Here is a 19924-nt window from a genome sequence, read left to right on the forward strand (position 1 = left end):
GGCGCGGCGACGGGGGCGGGCGCGCTGGTCGTTTCGGTCAAGCGGGCCTCCTGTTTCAGTGCATGCCGCGCGCGGCCGAACCGGGGGGCGGGGCGGGCGCGCCGTCGGTCTCGGTGGCGGTGTCCCCGGGGGAGGGGTCCCCGGCGGCGGGTTCGGCGGGCGCGCGACCCTGGGCGATCTCGATCTGGTGGCGCAGGAGATTGAGCATCTCCGCCGCCTCGGGCGTGTAGAGGTGATCGAGATCCCGGGGCCCGGTGTCGGGCACGTCGAGCACGTATTGCGTGCGCGCGGGCCGGCCCGAGAGCACCACGACCCTGTCGGCGAGGAAGATCGCCTCGCGCAGGTCGTGGGTGATGAGCACGCCGGTGAAGGGCTCGGCGCGCTTCACCTCGTGCATGATCTGCCAGAGGTCCTCGCGGGTGAAGGCGTCGAGCGCGCCGAAGGGTTCGTCGAGGATCAGCACCTCGGGCGTGTGGATGAGCGCGCGGCAGAGCGAGGCGCGCTGGCGCATGCCGCCCGAGAGCTCCGAGGGGCGCTTGTCCTCGAAGCCCTCGAGGCCGACGAGCGACAGGAGGCGGCGGGCGCGCGCCTCCTGCTCGCGTTTGGGCAGGGTGGTCGGCACGATCTCGAGCGGCAGGAGCACGTTCTGCAGAATCGTGCGCCACTCCAGCAGCACGGGGTTCTGGAAGGCCATGCCGACGTTCGAGCGCGGCCCGGTGACGGGCGCGCCGTGCACGCGCACCTCGCCCGCGTCGGGGATCATCAGCCCCGCGATCAGCCGCGTCAGGGTGGACTTGCCGCAGCCCGAGGGGCCGACCACGGCGGTGAAGCCGCCCTCGTCCACCGAAACGTCGAGCCCGTCGAGGACGGGCAGGGGCCCCGTGCGCGTGGTGAAGGTGTGGCGCACGTCGCGGATGTCGATGAGCTTGTCCAAGGGTCCTCCGAAGGCTCGGCCGCGGGCGCCCGGCGCCCGCGGCCTGTCGTGTCACTCTCGCGTCACTCGAGCGGGAAACCGCCCTCGGGCAGGTAGGCGTCGGTGAAGTAGAGCCCGGCCTCGGGCGGGGTCTCGAACTCGTAGGTGAGCTGGATCTGCTCCAGCGCCTCGGCCATGCGGTCGGGGTCGATCGGGCCCATGCCGTTGGCCGTGGTCCAGTCGGTGACCACGTTCGCCTCGATGGCGAGCTCGAGGCGGCGCTCCTCCAGCGCGGCGTCGGCGGCAGGGTTGCGCTCCACGAGGCTCTCGATCGCGGCCTCCGGGTCGGCGATCGCGTCGGTCCAGCCCTGCGCGACCGCCGACAGGAAGCCCGAGACCGCCTCGGGGTTCGCCTCGGCGAAGTCGGTGTTGACGATCACCGCGTTGCCGTAGAGCGCGACGCCGTGATCGGCCATCAGGATGGTGGAGATGTCGTCCTCCGGCACGCCGAGGCGCACGAGGTTCAGGTAGGAGGAGAACGAAAACCCGGTCACCGCGTCCACCTCGCCCTCGGCGAGCATCGGCTCGCGCGTGGGGAAGCCGACGGGCTCCACCGTGATCGCCTCCATGTCGAGGTCGTTCTCGGCGGCGAAGATCGGGAACTGCGCCCAGGCGCCGTCCGGCGGCGGCGCGCCGAGCACGCGGCTCTCGAGGTCCTCGGGCGCCTCGACGCCCTGGCTCTTGCGGCCGACCACGGCGAAGGGCGGCTTGTCATAGACCATCATCACGGCCGTCACCGGCGCACCCGGGTTCTGGTCGAGGAACTTGATGAGCGAGTTGATGTCGGCGAAGCCCACCGGGAAGGCGCCGGTGGCGACCTTCGGGATCGCGTCGAGCGAGCCCTGGCCGGCGGTGATCTCGACCGAGAGCCCCGCGTCGGCGAAGTAGCCCTCGTCGATGGCGACGAAATAGGGCGCGGCCGGCCCCTCGAACTTCCAGTCGAGGGCGAAGGGCATCTCGGTCTGCGCCGTGGCGGCGCCCGCGGCGAGCGTGGCGGCGGCGGTGAGGATCGGACGGACGAACACGGGTGGCACCTCTCCTGTCGTTGTGTCGGGTCTCTCGCCCGACTCGCGTGCCCGGGGCCCCGAGGCCACCGGAGAATCGCCGGAGCGGCCGCTCCGGACGCGCTCATCAAACAATCTGCCGAAGTTTTGGGCAACCCGCCGCGAAAGCGGGCGCTGCGTGGCCCTCCGCGCCCTGAACGCGCGCGGCGGCGCTGGACACGGACCGGGGCGCTCCCTCTGATCGGCGCCGACGCGCGGCGAGCGCCCGACCGGGAGCGGCCCGGCCGGCGACCGCCCGCGCCCGCGAGACGAACAGGAGGCAGCGATCCTGCAGGCCGTGACAACCGACGCCCCCGAGGCGCAGGAGGGCGCGCAGCCGCCGCGGGCGCGCGGCGCGGCGCGGTTGTCCGTGCGCGCGGCGCGGGGCGGCAGCGCGCTCGCCACCTTCCGGCACGCGGGCTCGCTGCGCGCGGTCTTTCCGCGCGTGCGGCCCGGCGCGGCGGTGGAGGCGGTGCTCGTCAACACCGCGGGCGGCGTCACCGGCGGCGATCGCTTCTCGGTCGAGGCCGCGGCGGAGGCGGGCGCGGCGCTCACCCTCTCGACGCAGGCCTGCGAGCGCGCCTACCGCGCGCCGCCGGGCCCGCCGGGGCGGCTTTCCGTGCGGCTCTCGGCGGAGGCCGGCGCGCGGCTCGCCTGGCTGCCGCAGGAGACGATCCTCTACGACGGCGCGGCGCTCGAGCGGCGGCTGGAGATCGACCTCGCCCCCGGCGCGCGGTGCCTCATGTGCGAGCCGCTGATCTTCGGCCGCGCGGCCATGGGCGAGCGGCTGACCTCCGGCATGTTCCGCGACCACGTCACCATCACGCGCGACGGGCAACCGATCTACCGCGACGGCGTGCATCTTTCGGGCGACATCGCGGCGACGCTGGCGCGGCCGGGCGTCGCGCGCGGCGCGGGGGCGATGGCGGCGCTCGTCCTCGTCGCGGAGACGGCGGAGGCCGCGCTGCCGCAGGTGCGCGCGCACCTCGCCGAGACGGGCGGCGCCAGCCTGCTCGCGCCGGACGTTCTCGCGCTGCGCCTGCTGGCGCCCGACGGCGAGGGGCTGCGCCGCGCGCTCCTGCCGATCCTCGATCTGCTGACCGACGACAGCCTGCCCCGAGCCTGGAGACTCTGAACCGATGATGCTGACCCCCCGCGAGAAGGACAAGCTGATGGTCGCCATGGCGGCGGAGGTGGCGCGCCGCCGCCTCGCCCGCGGCGTGAAGCTCAACCACCCCGAGGCGATCGCGCTGATCACCGACGCGGTGGTGGAGGGCGCGCGCGACGGCCGCCCCGTCTCGGAGATGATGGAGGCCGGCGCGCAGGTCGTCACCCGCGAGATGTGCATGGAGGGCGTCCCCGAGATGATCCCCGAGGTGCAGGTGGAGGCCACCTTTCCCGACGGCACCAAGCTCGTCACCGTCCACGACCCGATCCGCTGAAGATCCGCTGAAGGAGAACGCCATGAAACGCCTGATCGCCGCGCTGCCGGTCGCCCTCGCCGCCGGTCCCGCGCTCGCCCATCTCGACCCGGTCGCGCACGGCTCCTTCGCCGCGGGCGCGACGCATCCGGTCTTCGGCGCCGACCACGTGCTCGCCATGCTCGCCGTGGGGCTCTGGGCGGGGATGCTCGGCGGGCGCGCGCGCTGGGCGGTGCCCGCGGCCTTCGTCGGCGTCATGGCGGCGGGCTTCGCGCTGGCGCTCGCCGGCGTCGCGCTGCCGCTGGTCGAGCCCGCGATCCTCGCCTCTGTCGTGATCCTCGGCCTCGTGGCGGCGACGGGGCTGCGGCTGCCGGTCCCGGCGGGCGCGGCGCTCGTCGGCGCCTTCGCGCTCTTCCACGGGGCGGCGCACGGCGCCGAGATGGGCGCGGCGGGCGCGCTGCCCTACCTCGCCGGCTTCCTCGTGGCGACGGCGGCGCTGCATGCGGCGGGCCTCGCCCTCGCCGTGGCGCTCGCGCGGGCCGGGCGCACCGCGCCCCGGGTCGCGGGCGGGCTCGTGGCCGCGGCGGGCGCGGCGCTGGCGGCGGGGGTCTGAGCGATGATCCCCGGAGAGATCCTCACCCCCGACGCCGAGATCGAGCTCAACGCGGGCCGTGAGACGGCGACGCTGCGCGTGGCCAACACCGGCGACCGGCCCGTGCAGGTGGGCAGCCATTACCACTTCGCCGAGGCCAACCCGGCGCTGGAGTTCGACCGGGCCGCGGCGCGCGGCAAGCGTCTCGACATCGCCGCCGGCTCCGCCGTACGCTTCGAGCCGGGCCAGACGCGGGAAGTGACGCTGATCCCCTATGCAGGAGCGCGGCGCGTCTACGGCTTCAACGGGCAGGTGATGGGCGACCTCTGAGCAGCCATTGCGAGAGGGAGGGAGACCCCATGCGACACCCCTGTGCAGCCCCCCTGACCGGAGAGGAGGCCGTCTGATGGCGACCGTCCGACTAATGGCCGACGACGAGCTCTCGGCGGAGGCGGTGGAGGTCTTCGAGGAGATCCGCGCCGCGCGGGGGACGGAGTACGTCAACAACTTCTGGCGCGCGCTGGCGCATGATCCGGCGCAGCTCCGCGCGACGTGGGACCGGCTGAAGGCGGTGATGGCGCCCGGCGCGCTCGACCCGCTGGTCAAGGAGATGGTCTATCTCGCCGTCTCGACGGCCAATTCCTGCGGCTACTGCATCCACTCCCACACCGCCGCGGCGAAGGCGAAGGGCATGACCGAGGAGATGCACGCCGAGCTTCTGGCGGTGATCGGCATGGCGATGCAGACGAACGGCCTCGTCACCGCGATGCAGGTGGAGGTGGACGATGCCTTCAAGGTCTGAGGCCGCTGTTGCGCTGTTCCTGTTGGCCACGCCCGCCGCCGCGCAGGACGTCGACTGCGCCGAGGCGGTCACGCAGGTGGAGATGACCTACTGCGCGGAACAGGCGTGGCTGCGCGCCGACGAGGCCCTGACCCTCGCCTGGGGGCTGGCCATCGAAGAGGGGCGGGCCATCCAGTCGGCCCTGCCCGCCGACGCGCCGGTGGACGTCGAAGAGGACCTGCGCGCGGCGCAGCGCGTCTGGATCGAGTTCCGCGACCGCGCCTGCACCGCCGAGAGCCACCGCGCCTGGGGCGGCAGCATGATGCCGATGCTCGTCTACGCCTGCCGCGAACGGCTGACCGAGCGGCGCAGGCAGGACCTGCGCCGCTTCGCCGAAGAGATGTGAGACCCTGCGCCGCCCCGCCGGGGCGGCGCGCACCAGAAAAGGAGCGTCCATGCCCGCCCGCATTCCGCGATCCGACTACGCCGCGATGTTCGGCCCCACCACCGGCGACCGCGTGCGCCTCGCCGACACCGAGCTCGTCGTCGAGGTCGAGCGCGACCTGACCACCTACGGCGAGGAGGTGAAATTCGGCGGCGGCAAGGTGATCCGCGACGGCATGGGGCAGGCGCAGGCCACCCGCGCCGAGGGCGCCGTCGATACCGTCATCACCAACGCGCTGATCGTGGACGCCACCGGCATCTACAAGGCCGACGTCGGGCTGAAGGACGGCCGCATCGCGAAGATCGGCAAGGCCGGCAACCCGGACGTGCAGCCCGGCGTCGACATCGTCGTCGGCCCCGGGACCGAGGCCATCGCGGGCGAGGGCAAGATCCTGACCGCCGGCGGCTTCGACAGCCACATCCATTTCATCTGCCCGCAGCAGGTGGAGGATGCGCTGCACTCCGGCATCACCACCATGCTCGGCGGCGGCACCGGCCCGGCGACCGGCACCATGGCCACCACCTGCACGCCGGGGCCGTGGCACATCGGGCGGATGCTGCAGGCCGCCGACGCCTTTCCGATGAACCTCGCCTTCGCGGGGAAGGGCAACGCCTCGCTCCCGCAGGCGCTCGTGGAACAGGTGGAGGCCGGCGCCTGCGCGCTCAAGCTGCACGAGGACTGGGGGACGACGCCCGCCGCGATCGACTGCTGCCTGTCGGTGGCCGACGATCACGACGTGCAGGTCATGATCCACACCGACACGCTGAACGAGAGCGGTTTCGTCGAGAACACCGTCGCGGCGATGAAGGGCCGCACGATCCATGCCTTTCACACCGAGGGCGCGGGCGGCGGCCACGCCCCCGACATCATCAAGATCTGCGGCGAGGCGCACGTCCTGCCGTCCTCCACCAACCCGACGCGGCCCTTCACGGTGAACACCATCGAAGAGCATCTCGACATGCTCATGGTCTGCCACCACCTCGACAAGGCGATCCCCGAGGACGTGGCCTTCGCCGAGAGCCGCATCCGGCGCGAGACCATCGCGGCCGAGGACATCCTGCACGATATGGGCGCCTTCGCGATCATCGCCTCCGACAGTCAGGCTATGGGCCGCGTGGGCGAGGTGATCCTGCGCACCTGGCAGACCGCCGACAAGATGAAGCGCCAGCGCGGCCGCCTGTCCGAGGAGACGGGCGAGAACGACAACCTCCGCGCGCGCCGCTACGTGGCGAAATACACCATCAACCCGGCGATCGCCCACGGCATCGCCCACGAGATCGGCTCGATCGAGGAGGGCAAGCGCGCCGACCTCTGCCTCTGGTCGCCCGCCTTCTTCGGGGTGAAGCCCGATCTGGTGCTCCTCGGCGGCACCATCGCGTGTGCCCAGATGGGCGACCCGAACGCCTCCATCCCCACGCCGCAGCCGGTCTATACCCGGCCCATGTGGGGCGCCTACGGCCGCTCGGTCGAGCGCAGCGCGGTGACCTTCGTCAGCCAGGCGGCCGAGGCCGCGGGCGTCGGCGCGACGCTGGGCCTCGCCAAGGACACCGCCCCCGTGCGCGGCATCCGCGGTGTGACCAAGCGCGATCTCGTGCTCAACGACGCGCTGCCCGCGATGGAGGTGAACCCCGAGACCTACGAGGTGCGCGCCGACGGCGAGTTGCTGACCTGCGCGCCCGTGGAGACCGTGCCGATGGCGCAGCGCTATTTCCTGTTCTGAGGACCCCGAGATGACCGAGCTTCCGATCGCGCAGACGCTGCACCGCAAGGGCCAATGGCAGGGCCCCGCCGACTGGGTGCGGCTGGATTACGAGGCGCGCTTCCTGCGCCGCAAGCGGCTCGAGACCGGGGGCGGCATGCCGCTCCTCGTCGATCTGGCGCAGACCGTCTCGCTCGACCACGGCGACGCGCTGGAACTCTCCGACGGCCGTCTGGTGGAGGTGATCGCCGCGCCCGAGCCGCTCCTGGAGGTGCGCGGCGACCTCGCCCGCCTCGCCTGGCACATCGGCAACCGCCACACCCCCTGCCAGATCGAGGCGGACCGCCTGCTGATTCAGGCCGACCACGTGCTGCGCGAGATGCTGGAGCGCCTCGGCGCCGAGATCGCGGCCGTCGAGGCGCCCTTCACCCCCGAGCGCGGCGCCTACGGCCACGGGAGGACCCATGCCCACGCCCATTGAGGCGCGCATCACGCTCGCGCAGTGGCTCTCGCCCGCCTATCCGACGGGCGGCTTCGCGTGGTCGCACGGGCTCGAGACCGAGGTGGCCGAGGGCCGCGTGACCGATCAGGCGAGCTTCGCCGCCTGGCTCGCGGACGTGCTCGAGCACGGGCTCGGTCGCACCGACGCGGTGCTCCTCGCCGAAGCCCATCGCGCCGCGCCGGAGACGCTTCCCGCCCTCGACGCCGAGGCCCGCGCCTTCGCCCCCTCGGCCGAGCGCCGCGCCGAGACGGCCGAGCAGGGCGCGGCCTTCGCCCGCACCACCGCCGCGGTCTGGGGCCTCGACCTGCCGCCGCTCACCCACCCCGTCGCGCTGGGCCACGCCGCGGCGCGCGCGGGCCTCCCGCTCGAGGAGGCGGCGGCGCTCTACCTCCACGCCACGGCCGCCAACCTCGCCGGCGCCGCGCAGCGCCTCGTGCCGCTGGGCCAGACCGACGCGCAGGCCGCCCTCGCCGGCGTGGGGCCGCTCTGCGCGCGCCTCGCCGAAGAGGCGGCGGCGCTCACCCGCGACGATCTCTCCTCCGCCGCATGGGCGGCCGACATCGCCGCCATGCGCCACGAAACCCTGCAACCGAGGCTCTTTCGCTCATGATGAACGGCCCCCTCCGCATCGGCATCGGCGGCCCCGTCGGCGCCGGCAAGACCACGCTCACCGCCGAGATCGCCCGCGCCCTCGCGCCGGATCACTCCATCGGCGTGATCACCAACGACATCTACACCCGAGAGGACGCCGAGGCGCTCCTGCGCCGGCAGATCCTGCCCGCAAGCCGCGTCATCGGGGTCGAAACCGGCGGCTGCCCGCACACCGCGATCCGCGAGGACGCCTCGATCAACCTCGCCGCCGTGGCCGAGCTCGAAGGCCGGCACCCGGACCTCGAGGCGGTGATCATCGAATCGGGCGGCGACAACCTCGCCGCGAGCTTCAGCCCCGAGCTCGCCGATCTGACCGTCTACGTGATCGACGTCGCCATGGGGCAGGACATCCCCCGCAAGAAGGGCCCGGCCCTGCGCAAGTCCGACCTCCTCGTGATCAACAAGACCGACCTCGCGCCGCACGTGGGCGTCGACCTCGACCTCATGCGCCGCGACGCCGCGGTCGCACGCGAGGGCCGCCCCACCGTCTTCGCCGCGCTCCGCGCGGGCGAGGGCGCGGCGGAGGCCGTCGCGCAGCTGCGCGCCCTCGGCGGCCTCGCCGCGCCGGCCGCCGCCCCCCTCGGCTGACGAGGCCCGGAGCGGCCCGCCCCGCGTCGCGGGCGGTGCCATCTGCCCAAAGACGCCGCGGCGGCCGGGACGAACAAACCCTGCGCTGCGCCCGCCCCCAACCGCGCCGACGCACCGGGGCATCACCGGCCGGCGGCGTGCGCCGGTCCATCATCTTGGCCCAAATACTCTCGGGGGGTGAATTGGCCGAAGGCCAAGAGGGGGGCAGACAGCCCCCCTCCCGCCCGCGCCGAAGGCTCAGCCTCCGGTCGCGGCGCGGTACCAGTCCACCAGCGCCGCGCGCTCCTCCGCCTCGATCCAGGTCAGGTTGCCCGGCGGCATGGCGTGGCTCACGCCGGCCTGCAGGTAGATCGCGCGGGCGTGGCGCGCGATGTCGGCCGGCGTCTCCAGCGCGACGCCGCCGGGGGGCACGCGCACGCCGGGCCAGACCGGGTCGCGGGCGTGGCACATGGAGCAGCGGCCGAGCACGACGTTCTCGGCCGTCTCGAAGCCCGCCGCCTCGACGAAACGCGCCTCGCCGGGCGTCGGCGCGCGGCCGGCGGCCTCGGCGCCGAGATCGCCGCGCATGGGCGCGGTGGAGAGCCAGACGATGGCGATGAAGATCACCGCCGTCGCCGCCCAGGTCCAGTTCGGCCGCCCCTGCCGCGCGTGCATGGTGTTGAAGTAGTGCCGGATGGTCACCCCCATCAGGAAGACCAGCGCCGCGATGATCCACGCCCGCTCGGTGCCGAAGGCGAGCGGATAGTGGTTCGACAGCATCAGGAAGATCACCGGCAGGGTGAGGTAGTTGTTGTGCGTCGAGCGCAGCTTGGCGATGCGGCCGTACTCCGGGTCCGGGGTCCGCCCGGCCTTCAGGTCGCCCACGACCACGCGCTGGTTCGGCATGATGACGAAGAAGACGTTGGCCGTCATGATCGTCGCGGTGAAGGCGCCGAGGTGCAGAAGCGCCGCGCGGCCCGTGAAGACCTGGTTCAGGGCCCAGGACATGACGACGATCAGCGCGAAGAGCGCGAGCATCATGGCCGTCGGCCGCCGCCCCAGCGCCGAGCGGCAGAGCGCGTCGTAGACCAGCCAGCCCACCGCGATGGACCCCGCCGAGAGGGCGATCGCCTGCCAGATCGCGAGATCGGCCTTCGCCGGGTCGATCAGGTAGAGCTCCGCCCCCGCCCAGTAGAGCACCGCCAGAAGCGCCGCGCCGGAAAGCCAGGTCCAGTAGCTTTCCCATTTGAACCACGTGAGGTGCTCGGGCATGCGCTCGGGCGCGACCGCGTATTTGCGGATGTGGTAGAAACCGCCGCCGTGGACCTGCCACTCCTCGCCGGTGACGCCCTCGGGCATGTCGCGCGGTCTCATGAGCCCGAGGTCGAGCGCGATGAAATAGAAGGAGGTGCCGATCCAGGCCATCGCGGTGATCACGTGCAGCCATCGCAGCGCGAAACCCGCCCAGTCCCAGAATATGGCGATGTCCTGCATGGCTCTGCCCCTTCTGCGGCCGGCCTCCCGCATAGCGGCGCCGCGGCGCGGAGGGAAGGGCCGGGCGGCGTGCGACCGCGCGCGCCTTGGGCCGGCGCCTGCGCGCTGGGCAAGCCTGGGCTCAGGGGGCTTTCAGCCCCCTCTGCCGCTGGCGCGGCATTCACCCCCGAGAGTATTTGGACCAAGATGATGGGGTGGGCGCCGGTGGCGCCTCAGCTGCCCCGGTAGGTCGTGTAGCCGTAGGGCGAGAGCAGGAGCGGCACGTGGTAGTGCGCGTCCTCGGCGAGGTGGAAGCGGATCGGGATTTCGTCGAGGAAGAGGGGCGCGTCGTGCCCCTGCGCGCGCAGGTAATCGCCTGCGGCGAAGACGAGTTCGTAAGCGCCGGGGGCGAAACGGTCCGCGGGCAGGATCGGGGCGTCGGTGCGGCCGTCGGCGTTGGTCGTGGCGCGGGCGAGGTCGGTGCGCCTGTCGCCCTCGATCCGGGCGAGCGTGATCGTGAGGCCCGCGGCGGGTCGGCCCCGCGCGGTGTCGAGGACGTGGGTGGTGAGGTATCCGGCCATGCGCGCCCCCTTTTCTTTCGCCGCGCTTTCCGGTGTCATCCGCGGCGCGTTGCGTCAAGATGGAGGCCTCACGTGCTGCGCTATCCCCGCGACATGACGGGCCATGGCCCCAATCCGCCCGACCCGCGCTGGCCGGGCGGGGCGAAGATCGCCGTGCAGATCGTCGTCAACTACGAGGAGGGCGGCGAGAGCTGCCTGTTGCACGGCGATCCGGCGTCGGAGGCGTTCCTCTCGGAGGTCGTGGGCGCCGCGCCCTGGGAGGGCGAGCGGCACTGGAATATGGAATCGGTCTATGAATACGGCGCGCGCGCCGGGTTCTGGCGGCTCTATCGGCTGCTTTCCGATCTGCCGGTGACCGTCTTCGGCGTGGCCACCGCGCTCGCCCGGGCGCCGGAGCAGGTGGCCGCGATGCGCGAGGCTGGCTGGGAGATCGCGAGCCACGGGCTGAAGTGGATCGAGCACCGCGGCATGCCGGAGGCCGAGGAGCGCGCGCAGATGGCCGAGGCGATCCGCCTGCATGCCGCCGTCACGGGCGCGCGGCCGCGCGGCTGGTACACGGGCCGGACCTCGATGAACACCGTGCGGCTCGCGGCGGAGGAGGGCGGCTTCGCCTATGTCGCCGACAGCTACGCCGACGATCTGCCCTACTGGTCTCGGGTCGGCGGGCGGGATCAGCTGATCGTGCCCTACACGCTCGAGGCCAACGACATGCGCTTCGCGGTGCCCGCGGGTTTCGGCGCGGGGGATCAGTTCGAGACCTACCTGAAGGACAGCTTTGACGCGCTCTATGCCGAGGGGGCGGCGGGGGCGCCGAAGATGCTCTCGATCGGGCTGCACTGCCGCCTCGCCGGGCGGCCGGGGCGGATCATGGGGCTGAAGCGCGCGCTCGATCACATGCTTGCGCACGAGGGCGTCTGGTTCGCCACGCGGCTCGCCATCGCCGAGCACTGGGCGGAGGTGCATCCGCCGGTCGAGCGGCGGCGGCCCTCGGAGATGGATCTCGACGCCTTCGTCGCGGCCTTCGGCGGCGTCTTCGAGCATTCGCCCTGGATCGCGGAGCGGGCGCACGCGATGGAGCTGGGGCCGACGCACGGCACGGCGAGGGGGGTGCATGCGGCGCTGGCGCGCGCCTTCCGCGAGGCGAGCGAGGAGGAGCGGCTGGCCGTGCTGCGCGCGCATCCCGACCTCGCCGGCAAGCTCGCGGCGGCGCGGCGGCTGACGGCCGAGAGCGCGGCGGAGCAGGCGAGCGCGGGGCTCGACGCGCTGACCGACGCCGAGCGCGACCGCTTCGCCGCGCTGAATGAGGCCTACACGGCGAAGTTCGGCTTTCCCTTCATCATCGCGGTGCGCGACCACGACAAACCCGGCATCCTCGCCGCCTTCGAGCGGCGGCTGGAGCAGGACCGGGAGAGCGAGATCGCCGAGGCCTGTGCCCAGGTGGAGCGCATCGCGGAGCTTCGGCTCATGGAGATGCTCGGGTGAGCCGGGAGATCGTCGCGGCGGCCCTGACGGCGGAGGCCTTCGCGCCCTTCGGCGACGTGCTGGAGGCGGCGGGCGCGCCGGACAGGGTGATCAACCAGGGGCGCTGCGGGCGGTGGCACGATCTCGCCCGGCTCGACATCGCTGACGGGCGGGCGGGGATCAGCCTCTTCGAGGCGGAGGCGCGCAGCTTGCCGCTCACGCTCGAGATGATGGAGCGGCATCCGCTGGGCGCGCAGGCCTTCCTGCCGATGAGCGACGATCCCTTCCTCGTCGTGGTCGCGCCGGACGACGGCGGCGCGCCGGGGCGGCCGCGCGCGTTTCTCACGTCCGGGGCGCAGGGGGTGAACTACCCGGCGGGCACGTGGCACGGGGTGCTCACGCCGCTCGCCGCGCCGGGGCGCTTCGCCGTGGTGGACCGGATCGGGGCGGGCGACAACCTCGAGGAGCACTGGTTCGACGTGCCCTGGGTCGTGCGGGCGCCCTGAGGCGCGCGGGGCGCCGCCTTGCTGCGGGACGGGCGTCGGCGGGCGTCTCGGGCAAGAGGGGATGCCGCGGCAATCGGGGCGCGGCGAGCGCGTCGCGTGCCGACGGCTGGAACGGGCGGGCGTCGCCCCGCGGGACGCCCGCGCGCGATGCCGTGGAAGAGGGCATCCCTGCGCGGAAAGTGGCGCCCGCGCGCGAAGGTCCGGGGGGGGCGCCGCTGCCGGCGCGGCGTGGCCGATCCCGGCGGTCTCGGTCCGCGACGCGGTGCGTGCCCCGGCCCCGGCCCTCCCCGTGACCGGCAGATCGTGCATCTGAACGTCTCGGCGCGCGGGCGATCCCGCCCGCTGATCCCGTGCGCGCCGCACTAGCGGGGCAGTCCTCAGGCCGCGGCGTCGCGCAGGTGGTGGCGCGCCGCCTCCGCCGCGGCGAGCGCGCCTTCGAGAAAGCCGCCGTCCTCCGGCGCCGATTCGCTTCCCGCGAAGATCAGCCGCCCGGCCGGGGGGCGGGGGCGATAGGCGGGGTGCCCGGCGGGCGGGGTGCGATCGGCCTCGGTCGCGGTCGCGGGGTCGGCGCTCCAGTCCTTGACGAGCACCTCCTCCGGCGCGCCGGCGGCGGGCCCGAAGAGCCGCCCGAGCTGGGCGACCGCGGCCGCCCGGAACCGCGGGTCGCGCGCCGCGCCGGGCTGCGCGAAGCCGAAGAGCGCGCCCGCCTGCCCGTCGGCGGGCGAGGCGTCGTGGATCTCGGCCAGCGGGCCGCGGTGCGAGATCGCGTCGCCGTTGAGCCCCGCCTCGCGCCAGACGGGCGTGGCGTAGCGCGCGACCAGCTTGGCGTGCCCGGCCATCCAGGTCGGCACGTCGGGCCCCGCTACGCCGAGCCCGGCCGCGAGGCGGGGCGGCAGCGCGAGGACGACGTGCCGGGCGCGGAGCGCGCCCGCCGGCGTGGTCAGCGTCACCCCCTCGGCGTCCTCTGCGAGATGGTCCACCGGGCAGCCGAGGCGCAGGGCGTCGTCCACCTCGGCGGCGAGCGCGTCGGTGATCCGGGCGAGCCCGCCCTCGACGCGCAGCGCGTCGCCCATGGTGGCGAACTCGAGGTCGCGGCGCAGGGTGCCGCCCGCATCCTCGAAGACGAGCCGCCCGGCGGCGTGCTGCGCGAAGGGCCGCAGGCCGAGCCGCTCGATCAGCGCGCGCATCCGGCGATTGTGCGGCCAGATCCACGACGGCCCGAGGTCGTGCCCGCCGGGCGACAGCACGCGGCCGCCGGCCCTCTCACGCGCCTCGAGCAGGGTCACGTCGCGGCCCTCGGCCCGCAGGGCCTGCGCGAGCGCCAGCCCCGAAAGGCCCGCCCCGACGATGCAGATGTCCGTGTCGTGCGTCACGTCGGCGCTCCCGTCCGTCTGTCGCCCCTGCGGTCCTGCCCTCCGAAAGCGCGCGCCCCCGTCCCTCGGGCCGCCGGGCGCGCCGTCAGCCGGCGCGCGTCAGGTCGAGGAACACGTCCTCTAGGTCGGGCTCCTCGGTGCGCACGTCGCGGATCGAGATGCCGGCGGCGCGGATCGCCTCGAGCACGGCCTCGGCCTTGGTCTGCGAGGTCTTGTAGCTAAGCGCGATCGCCCCGTCCGGGCGGCGCGCCACCTCGAGGCCGGGGCCCGAGGGCAGCACCGGCACCTCGCCGTCGGGGTGGATCACCATGGTCTTGGCGTCGAGCCGGGCGAGGAGCTTCGGCGTCGTGTCGTGGGCGACCACGCGGCCGTGGTGGATGATGGCGATCTCGTCGCACATCTCCTCGGCCTCCTCGAGGTAATGCGTGGTCAGGATGATGGTCTTGCCGGCCGCGTTGAGCCGGCGCACCTCGGCCCAGAGCATCTGTCGGAGTTCAATGTCCACGCCCGCGGTCGGCTCGTCGAGGACGATGATCTGCGGGTCATGCACCAGCGCCTTTGCGAGCAGCAGCCGCCGGCGCATGCCGCCCGAGAGCGTGCGCGCGTAGGCGTGCGCCTTGTCCGAAAGCCCCACCGTCTCGAGGATCTCGTCGGAGCGCCGGCGCGCGCGCGGCACCCCGTAGAGACCGGCCTGCACCTCCAGCGTCTGGCGCGGCGTGAAGAAGGGATCGAGGTTGAGCTCCTGCGGCATGACGCCGATCGCGGCGCGCGAGTTGCGCGGGTTCACGTCCTGGTCGAAGCCCCAGATCGCCACCCGGCCGGACGTCTTGAGCACCAGCCCGGCGAGGATGTTGATGAGCGTGGACTTGCCCGCGCCGTTGGGGCCGAGCAGGCCGAAGACCGCGCCCTCGGGCACGCGCAGGCTCACCCCGTCGAGCGCGGTCTTGCCCGGCGCCCCGCCGGTGGCGCGGTAGGTCTTGGTCAGACCCTCGATCTCGATGGCGGCCTCGGTCATGGGCGCGCGTCCCCGCTCTTCCCTTCGCGTCGGCTTGCGTCTAGATCACGGCGGGAGGAGTCACAACCGCGAGGAGCGCGCGAGACATGCCGATCGAACCGCCCGAGACGAAGATCGTCGACCGCTGGCGCGTGGCCTGCGACGGGGGAGAGGGCGCGCTCGGGCATCCCCGCGTCTGGCTGCAGATCCCGCGCGAGACCGGCTGGGTCGAATGCGGCTACTGCGACCGGCGCTACGTGCACCGCGATTTCGCCGAGGCGCTGGGCGTCTCCGACGCGGGCTGAGCGCCCGGCGGCCGGCCCCCCTGACGCGCGCCCGGTGGACCCGAGCGACGTGATCCCGCCGCGCCCGGCTGCCCTGACCGAGACAGCCGACAAGCTGCGCGCCCCCGCACATGATCGGGCGCGCGCGGGCGGCCTGCAGCCGCAGCCGGGCACCCTGCAGCGCAAGCCCGGTGCCCCGGGTGTGCGGGTGCGCGCCGACCTGAAAGTCCCCGTCGATCCGGCGGCGCGTGGTGCCGCCCTTGGGCGCGCTTGTCTCGCCCCGACACGCGAGCGGCGCTCGGGCTCCGTCATCGCGGCTCGGGCGGGCGCGCCCTTTGCCCGGTCACGGCGAGCGCCGTCCGCTTCGGGCAGGGGTGACGCGCGGGCCGACCCGCGCCGCGCCGTGCCGCCGGACGGCCCCCCGGTGCCGCAGATGATGAGGGCTCAGACGAAGGGGCCTCAGATGATCTCGTCCTCGTCGAAGAGCGGCGCGGCCTCGCGCGCGGCCTCCACGGCCTCGGCGGCCGCCTCGGCGTGGCCGGGGCGGCGCGTCTCGGCGACGTGGAAGAGCGCGTCGCCCTCGTTGACCACGGGCATGTTCGTGCGGCCGACGACGATGCCGGTGATCTCGGAGGCGACCTCGACTTCCTTCTCGCCGAAGGGGTCGGAGATGGCGCAGAGCACGGTGCCCGGCTCCACGATGTCGCCGGTGCCGCGGTAGGCGCGCATCAGCCCGCCCACCGGCGCGCGGTGCCAGCTCGAGCTGCCGCAGAGCGCGGGCGTGCCGTGGCGCCGCGGCACGCCCTTCGCGCCGACCATCCCGAGGTGGCGCATCACGCGCAGGATGCCGGAGACGCCGGCGCGCGCGGCGAACTCGTCGAAGCGCAGTCCCTCGCCCGCCTCGTAGAGCAGGACGTCCACGCCCTCGGCCTCGGCGGCCATGCGCAGCGATCCCTCGCGCAGGCGCGATTCGAGGATCACCGGCGCGCCGAAGGCCCGCCCGAGCTCCATCAGCCGGTCGTTGCCGGGCGTGAGCCGGATCTGCGGCAGGTTCGTCCGGCGCAGCGCGGCCGAGTGCAGGTCGATCCCGAGATCGGCGCGCGCGACGATCTCCGTCATGAAGAGATGCGCGAGCCGCGCGGCGAGCGAGCCCTCGGCGTGGCCCGGAAAGACGCGGTTGAGGTCGCGCCGGTCCGGCAGGTAGCGCGAATGGTTGATGAAGCCGAAGGCGTTGACGATCGGCACCGCCAGCAGCGTCCCCGCGATGCTGCCGAGCGGGCGGGCGCGCAGCAGCCGGCGCACGATCTCGACCCCGATCACCTCGTCGCCGTGGATCGCCGCCGAGACGAAGAGGACGGGCCCCGGCCGCTTCCCGTGCACGACGTGGCAGGACATGGTGACCGGCGTGTGGTCCGACAGGATCGAGACCGGCAGGTCCACGGTGCGCCGCGTCCCGGGCGCCACCCGCTCCCCGCCGAGCTCGAAATCCGCGCGTCCCTTCGCCAAGGCGCCGTCGCCTCCTGTCGTGTCGCTCGCGACGGGGTATCGGTCGGACCCGTCCGAGTCCAGTCGGGTCGGACCGGCGCCGGCCGGGCCGGCGGCGCGCGGGTCAATAGTGGTATCGCAGCTGCGCAATCTCGAGACGTTGCGCGTCGCCTTTCCCGCTGACACGGTACACGAACCTGTGCTCGTCCGTGATCCGGCGCGACCACCAGCCGGCAAGGTCGCCCTTGAGCGGCTCGGGCTTGCCGATCCCCTTGAACGGCGTCCGGCGCGTCGCCTTTATGATGTCGTTGACCCGCTCGAGCCCCTTTTCCCGGCCGGGCGACTGCCACCAGAGGTAATCGTCCCAGGCCTGATCGGAGAAGACGAGCTTCAAGCCTCGATGTCGCGTTCGGCGCCCTCGCCTGCGTCCAGTTGCGCGATCGATGTGCGCAGGCGCCGCGCGTTCTCGGGGCTTTTCAGCAGATGCAGGGTTTCCTGAATCGCGTTGTACTCGTCGAGCGAGATCATCACGACCGCTTCGCGGTTCTTGCGCGTCACGACGACTTCGACGCGGTCGTGGATGATGCGATCCATCACGTCCTTCAGCGAGGCGCGCGCGTCGGTGTAGGTGACGACATCCATCAGGCGGTCCTTTCGTCGGGCCGCCTTCTATATGCACAGCTTTCTGTACAGATCAAGGGTGCAGACGTTGCCGTCACGGGGACGAGGCCGTGTCTGCGGCCCCGTCCCCGCCCTATGCGGCCTCAGGCCGGCGCCTTGGTCAGGCGCAGGTAGGGCAGCTTGAAGTCCACCTCGCCGAATTTCTCCTTGGCCTCCTCGTCCGAGACGGTGAGCGCCACGATCACGTCCTGCCCGGGCACCCAGTTGGCGCCGGTGGCGATCGGCGTCTGGTAGGTCGCCTGCAGCGCGTCGAGCGCGCGCAGCACCTCGGCGAAGTTGCGGCCCACCGACATCGGGTAGGTCATGATGAGCTGCACCTTCTTGTCCGGCGAGATGATGTAGACCGACCGGACCGAGGCCGAATCCGCCGCCGTGCGCCCGTCGGGCAGGTAGGCGTCGGCGGGCAGCATGTCGAACTGCTTGGACACGGCGAGGTCCACGTCGGCGATGATCGGGAAGCCGGCCTTGGTCTCGGCGACCGTCTCGATGTCGGACTTCCACTTCACGTGCTCCTCGGCCTCGTCCACCGAGAGGCCGATGACCTTGGTGCCGCGCTTCGCCCATTCGTCGGCGAGCTGCGCCACCGCACCGAACTCCGTGGTGCAGACGGGGGTGAAGTCCTTCGGGTGCGAGAACAGGATCGCCCAGCTGTCGCCGATCCAGTCGTGGAAGGTGATCTCGCCCTGGTCGGTCTGGGCGGTGAAGTTGGGCACGGTGTCGTTGATGCGCAGTCCCATGGGGCTCCTTTCCTTGGTCGCGCCGGTGCGGCGCCGATGATATATTCCAGATACTTGATATGTTGCGGGCGCCGGGCCGTCCAGCCCTTGCGCCCCATATGGGCCGGTGACAGTTTGACGCAAACACCGGACGGCCCCCGCGGCCCCGACGAACGGAGGAGACCCGAGCGATGATCGAGAAACGCCAGTTCTACATCGACGGCGCCTGGGTGGAGCCGGTGGCGGGCACGGCCTGCGAGGTCACGAACCCCGCCACCGAGGAGCCCTGCGCGACGATCTCGCTCGGCGGGCAGGCCGACACCGACGCCGCGGTGGCCGCGGCGCGGCGCGCCTTTCCCGGCTGGATGGCCACGCCGCCCGAGGAACGCATCGCGCTGCTCGAGAAGCTGCTGACCATCTACAAGGCCCGCTGGGAGGAGATGGCGCAGGCGATCAGCCTCGAGATGGGCGCGCCCATCGACCTCGCCCGCAAGGCGCAGACCGGGGCGGGCTACGGCCACCTCAAGGATTTCGTGCGCACCGGCAAGGCCTTCGCGTTCGAGCGCCCGCTGGGCGATCACGCGCCCAACGACCGCATCATCTACGAGCCCATCGGCGTCGCGGCGATGATCACGCCGTGGAACTGGCCGATGAACCAGATCACGCTGAAGTTCGGCGCGGCGGTCGTCGCGGGATGCACTATGGTCCTCAAGCCCTCGGAGGAGGCGCCGCTCAATGCCATGCTCTTCGCCGAGATGGTGCATGAGGCGGGCTTCCCGCCCGGCGTGTTCAATCTTGTGAACGGCGACGGCGCGGGCGTCGGCACGCAGCTGTCGGGGCATCCGGAGGTGGACATCGTGAGCTTCACCGGCTCGACCCGCGCGGGCGTCCAGATCTCGAAGACCGCCGCCGACACGCTGAAGAAGGTGCACCTCGAGCTCGGCGGCAAGGGCGCCAACCTGATCTTCGCCGATGCCGATGCGGGCGCCGTCGAGCGCGGCGTCCTCGACATGATGCAGAACACCGGGCAGAGTTGCAACGCGCCCTCGCGCATGATGGTAGAGCGCTCGGTCTACGAGCGCACGGTGGAGGCCGCCGCCGAGATCGCCGGCCGGGTCGCGGTCGGCCCGCCCGCGGAGGCGGGCGACCACATCGGCCCGCTCATCAACGCGCGGCAGTTCGACAAGGTGCAGGACCTGATCCAGGCCGGCATCGACGAGGGCGCGCGGCTGGTCGCCGGCGGGCCGGGCCGGCCCGAGGGTATGAACCGCGGCTACTTTGCGCGGCCCACCGTCTTCGCCGACGTCGCGCCCGGCATGCGCATCGAGCGGGAGGAGATCTTCGGCCCCGTGCTGTCGATCATCCCCTTCGAGGACGAGGCCGAGGCGGTGCGCATCGCCAACGACACCGACTACGGCCTCACCAACTTCGTGCAGACCGCCGACCCCGAGCGCGCCAACCGCCTCGCCCGGCAGCTGCGCTCCGGCATGGTGGAGATGAACGGCCACGGCGGCGGCGGCGGCCGGCCCTTCGGCGGCATGAAGCGCTCGGGACAGGGCCGCGAGGGCGGCGTCTGGGGCGTCGAGGACTTCATGGAGGTCAAGGCGGTCTCCGGCTGGGACGCGGCCGACCCGTCCTGACAGGCAGATCGGTGCATGAGTGCACAGAACCGGCGCGCGAGCGCCGGTTCGCCCGC

The 19924-nt window shown here is 72.9% G+C and carries 24 protein-coding genes; 14 read left to right on the forward strand and 10 right to left on the reverse strand.

All coding sequences use genetic code 11. The features are described from left to right. Positions 1–55 precede the first annotated feature (55 nt). Together DRV84_RS04760 and DRV84_RS04765 are read right to left on the reverse strand one after the other, a co-directional pair. On the reverse strand, positions 56–934 hold the full coding sequence (locus tag DRV84_RS04760; protein WP_115978736.1) for an ABC transporter ATP-binding protein: 879 nt from the start codon (positions 932–934) through the stop codon (positions 56–58). Between the two features lie 62 nt (positions 935–996). Next, complete coding sequence (locus DRV84_RS04765; protein WP_239994986.1) at positions 997–1998, reverse strand: ABC transporter substrate-binding protein; 1002 nt, start codon at positions 1996–1998, stop codon at positions 997–999. A 316-nt stretch (positions 1999–2314) separates the two neighbouring features. On the opposite strand from DRV84_RS04765, the gene DRV84_RS04770 reads away from it, so the two are divergent. The 10 genes from DRV84_RS04770 (at position 2315) to ureG (ending at position 8695) form a co-directional block, all read left to right on the forward strand. Further along, positions 2315–3151: an urease accessory protein UreD gene (locus DRV84_RS04770; RefSeq protein WP_115978737.1), complete on the forward strand. Its 837-nt coding sequence runs from the start codon at positions 2315–2317 to the stop codon at positions 3149–3151. A 4-nt stretch (positions 3152–3155) separates the two neighbouring features. Next, positions 3156–3458 (forward strand): urease subunit gamma, encoded by a 303-nt coding sequence (locus DRV84_RS04775; RefSeq protein WP_115978738.1) that lies wholly within the window; start codon positions 3156–3158, stop codon positions 3456–3458. A gap of 22 nt (positions 3459–3480) precedes the next feature. Continuing rightward, positions 3481–4050 (forward strand): HupE/UreJ family protein, encoded by a 570-nt coding sequence (locus tag DRV84_RS04780; RefSeq protein ID WP_115978739.1) that lies wholly within the window; start codon positions 3481–3483, stop codon positions 4048–4050. Positions 4051–4053: 3 nt separating this feature from the next. Next, a complete protein-coding gene (locus tag DRV84_RS04785) occupies positions 4054–4359 on the forward strand; it encodes an urease subunit beta (protein WP_115978740.1) in 306 nt (101 codons plus the stop codon). Positions 4360–4435: 76 nt separating this feature from the next. Further along, positions 4436–4831 (forward strand): carboxymuconolactone decarboxylase family protein, encoded by a 396-nt coding sequence (locus tag DRV84_RS04790; RefSeq protein WP_115978741.1) that lies wholly within the window; start codon positions 4436–4438, stop codon positions 4829–4831. Further along, a complete protein-coding gene (locus DRV84_RS04795) occupies positions 4815–5216 on the forward strand; it encodes a lysozyme inhibitor LprI family protein (protein ID WP_115978742.1) in 402 nt (133 codons plus the stop codon). Before DRV84_RS04790 ends, DRV84_RS04795 begins: the two co-directional genes overlap by 17 nt. Positions 5217–5265: 49 nt before the next feature. Then, entirely contained in the window at positions 5266–6975 is a 1710-nt protein-coding gene (ureC, locus tag DRV84_RS04800) for an urease subunit alpha (protein WP_115978743.1), read from the forward strand. Positions 6976–6985: 10 nt separating this feature from the next. Continuing rightward, entirely contained in the window at positions 6986–7435 is a 450-nt protein-coding gene (locus tag DRV84_RS04805) for an urease accessory protein UreE (RefSeq protein ID WP_115978744.1), read from the forward strand. Continuing rightward, a complete protein-coding gene (locus DRV84_RS04810) occupies positions 7419–8066 on the forward strand; it encodes an urease accessory protein UreF (RefSeq protein ID WP_115978745.1) in 648 nt (215 codons plus the stop codon). Before DRV84_RS04805 ends, DRV84_RS04810 begins: the two co-directional genes overlap by 17 nt. Further along, entirely contained in the window at positions 8063–8695 is a 633-nt protein-coding gene (ureG, locus tag DRV84_RS04815) for an urease accessory protein UreG (protein ID WP_115978746.1), read from the forward strand. The genes DRV84_RS04810 and ureG overlap by 4 nt, the downstream gene beginning before the upstream one ends. Before the next feature lie 237 nt (positions 8696–8932). Here the strand turns inward: ureG and DRV84_RS04820 are convergent, their stop codons facing one another. Beyond that, positions 8933–10168 (reverse strand): urate hydroxylase PuuD, encoded by a 1236-nt coding sequence (locus DRV84_RS04820; RefSeq protein ID WP_115978747.1) that lies wholly within the window; start codon positions 10166–10168, stop codon positions 8933–8935. A gap of 212 nt (positions 10169–10380) precedes the next feature. Continuing rightward, positions 10381–10728, reverse strand: coding sequence for a hydroxyisourate hydrolase (uraH, locus tag DRV84_RS04825; protein ID WP_115978748.1), 348 nt, complete (start codon positions 10726–10728; stop codon positions 10381–10383). A 72-nt stretch (positions 10729–10800) separates the two neighbouring features. On the opposite strand from uraH, the gene puuE reads away from it, so the two are divergent. Further along, positions 10801–12210, forward strand: a complete 1410-nt coding sequence (puuE, locus tag DRV84_RS04830) for an allantoinase PuuE (RefSeq protein WP_239994987.1) — start codon at positions 10801–10803, stop codon at positions 12208–12210. Continuing rightward, a complete protein-coding gene (locus DRV84_RS04835) occupies positions 12207–12695 on the forward strand; it encodes an ureidoglycolate lyase (RefSeq protein ID WP_115978749.1) in 489 nt (162 codons plus the stop codon). The genes puuE and DRV84_RS04835 overlap by 4 nt, the downstream gene beginning before the upstream one ends. 377 nt (positions 12696–13072) lie before the next feature. Here DRV84_RS04835 and DRV84_RS04840 read toward each other — a convergent pair whose 3' ends face one another. Further along, positions 13073–14068 (reverse strand): flavin monoamine oxidase family protein, encoded by a 996-nt coding sequence (locus tag DRV84_RS04840; protein WP_115978750.1) that lies wholly within the window; start codon positions 14066–14068, stop codon positions 13073–13075. An 85-nt stretch (positions 14069–14153) separates the two neighbouring features. Then, positions 14154–15083 carry an ABC transporter ATP-binding protein gene (locus tag DRV84_RS04845; protein ID WP_115978751.1) on the reverse strand — a complete coding sequence of 310 codons (930 nt, stop codon included), beginning with the start codon at positions 15081–15083 and terminating at the stop codon, positions 14154–14156. A gap of 86 nt (positions 15084–15169) precedes the next feature. Here DRV84_RS04845 and DRV84_RS04850 point away from each other — a divergent pair, with 86 nt between their 5' ends. Then, a complete protein-coding gene (locus DRV84_RS04850; protein ID WP_115978752.1) occupies positions 15170–15367 on the forward strand; it encodes a zinc-finger domain-containing protein in 198 nt (65 codons plus the stop codon). Positions 15368–15805: 438 nt separating this feature from the next. Here DRV84_RS04850 and DRV84_RS04855 read toward each other — a convergent pair whose 3' ends face one another. The 4 genes from DRV84_RS04855 to DRV84_RS04870 form a co-directional block, all read right to left on the reverse strand. Then, positions 15806–16852 (reverse strand): succinylglutamate desuccinylase/aspartoacylase family protein, encoded by a 1047-nt coding sequence (locus tag DRV84_RS04855; RefSeq protein WP_115978753.1) that lies wholly within the window; start codon positions 16850–16852, stop codon positions 15806–15808. 103 nt (positions 16853–16955) lie between these two features. Then, the gene (locus DRV84_RS04860; protein WP_115978754.1) at positions 16956–17225 is read right to left on the reverse strand and encodes a Txe/YoeB family addiction module toxin; all 270 of its coding nucleotides are present in this window, start codon (positions 17223–17225) and stop codon (positions 16956–16958) included. Then, positions 17222–17473 (reverse strand): type II toxin-antitoxin system Phd/YefM family antitoxin, encoded by a 252-nt coding sequence (locus tag DRV84_RS04865; protein WP_115978755.1) that lies wholly within the window; start codon positions 17471–17473, stop codon positions 17222–17224. Before DRV84_RS04865 ends, DRV84_RS04860 begins: the two co-directional genes overlap by 4 nt. 122 nt (positions 17474–17595) lie before the next feature. Then, positions 17596–18249 carry a peroxiredoxin gene (locus DRV84_RS04870; RefSeq protein ID WP_115978756.1) on the reverse strand — a complete coding sequence of 218 codons (654 nt, stop codon included), beginning with the start codon at positions 18247–18249 and terminating at the stop codon, positions 17596–17598. A 170-nt stretch (positions 18250–18419) separates the two neighbouring features. Here DRV84_RS04870 and DRV84_RS04875 point away from each other — a divergent pair, with 170 nt between their 5' ends. Further along, positions 18420–19868, forward strand: coding sequence for an aldehyde dehydrogenase family protein (locus DRV84_RS04875; RefSeq protein ID WP_115978757.1), 1449 nt, complete (start codon positions 18420–18422; stop codon positions 19866–19868). Positions 19869–19924: the final 56 nt, after the last annotated feature.

Origin of the sequence: Rhodosalinus sediminis, from assembly GCF_003385555.1 — a bacterium.
Taxonomy (GTDB): Bacteria; Pseudomonadota; Alphaproteobacteria; order Rhodobacterales; family Rhodobacteraceae; genus Rhodosalinus; species Rhodosalinus sediminis.

Bases quoted from the DNA above. Each gene is read 5' to 3' on its own strand.
- DRV84_RS04775 (WP_115978738.1), top strand. From the start codon at position 3,156: ATGATGCTGACCCCCCGCGAGAAGGACAAGCTGATGGTCGCCATGGCG.
- DRV84_RS04780 (WP_115978739.1), top strand. From the start codon at position 3,481: ATGAAACGCCTGATCGCCGCGCTGCCGGTCGCCCTCGCCGCCGGTCCC.
- DRV84_RS04785 (WP_115978740.1), top strand. From the start codon at position 4,054: ATGATCCCCGGAGAGATCCTCACCCCCGACGCCGAGATCGAGCTCAAC.
- DRV84_RS04790 (WP_115978741.1), top strand. From the start codon at position 4,436: ATGGCGACCGTCCGACTAATGGCCGACGACGAGCTCTCGGCGGAGGCG.
- DRV84_RS04795 (WP_115978742.1), top strand. From the start codon at position 4,815: ATGCCTTCAAGGTCTGAGGCCGCTGTTGCGCTGTTCCTGTTGGCCACG.
- ureC (WP_115978743.1), top strand. From the start codon at position 5,266: ATGCCCGCCCGCATTCCGCGATCCGACTACGCCGCGATGTTCGGCCCC.
- DRV84_RS04805 (WP_115978744.1), top strand. From the start codon at position 6,986: ATGACCGAGCTTCCGATCGCGCAGACGCTGCACCGCAAGGGCCAATGG.
- DRV84_RS04810 (WP_115978745.1), top strand. From the start codon at position 7,419: ATGCCCACGCCCATTGAGGCGCGCATCACGCTCGCGCAGTGGCTCTCG.
- ureG (WP_115978746.1), top strand. From the start codon at position 8,063: ATGATGAACGGCCCCCTCCGCATCGGCATCGGCGGCCCCGTCGGCGCC.
- DRV84_RS04820 (WP_115978747.1), bottom strand. From the start codon at position 10,168: ATGCAGGACATCGCCATATTCTGGGACTGGGCGGGTTTCGCGCTGCGA.
- uraH (WP_115978748.1), bottom strand. From the start codon at position 10,728: ATGGCCGGATACCTCACCACCCACGTCCTCGACACCGCGCGGGGCCGA.
- DRV84_RS04845 (WP_115978751.1), bottom strand. From the start codon at position 15,083: ATGACCGAGGCCGCCATCGAGATCGAGGGTCTGACCAAGACCTACCGC.
- DRV84_RS04850 (WP_115978752.1), top strand. From the start codon at position 15,170: ATGCCGATCGAACCGCCCGAGACGAAGATCGTCGACCGCTGGCGCGTG.
- DRV84_RS04865 (WP_115978755.1), bottom strand. From the start codon at position 17,473: ATGGATGTCGTCACCTACACCGACGCGCGCGCCTCGCTGAAGGACGTG.
- DRV84_RS04870 (WP_115978756.1), bottom strand. From the start codon at position 18,249: ATGGGACTGCGCATCAACGACACCGTGCCCAACTTCACCGCCCAGACC.
- DRV84_RS04875 (WP_115978757.1), top strand. From the start codon at position 18,420: ATGATCGAGAAACGCCAGTTCTACATCGACGGCGCCTGGGTGGAGCCG.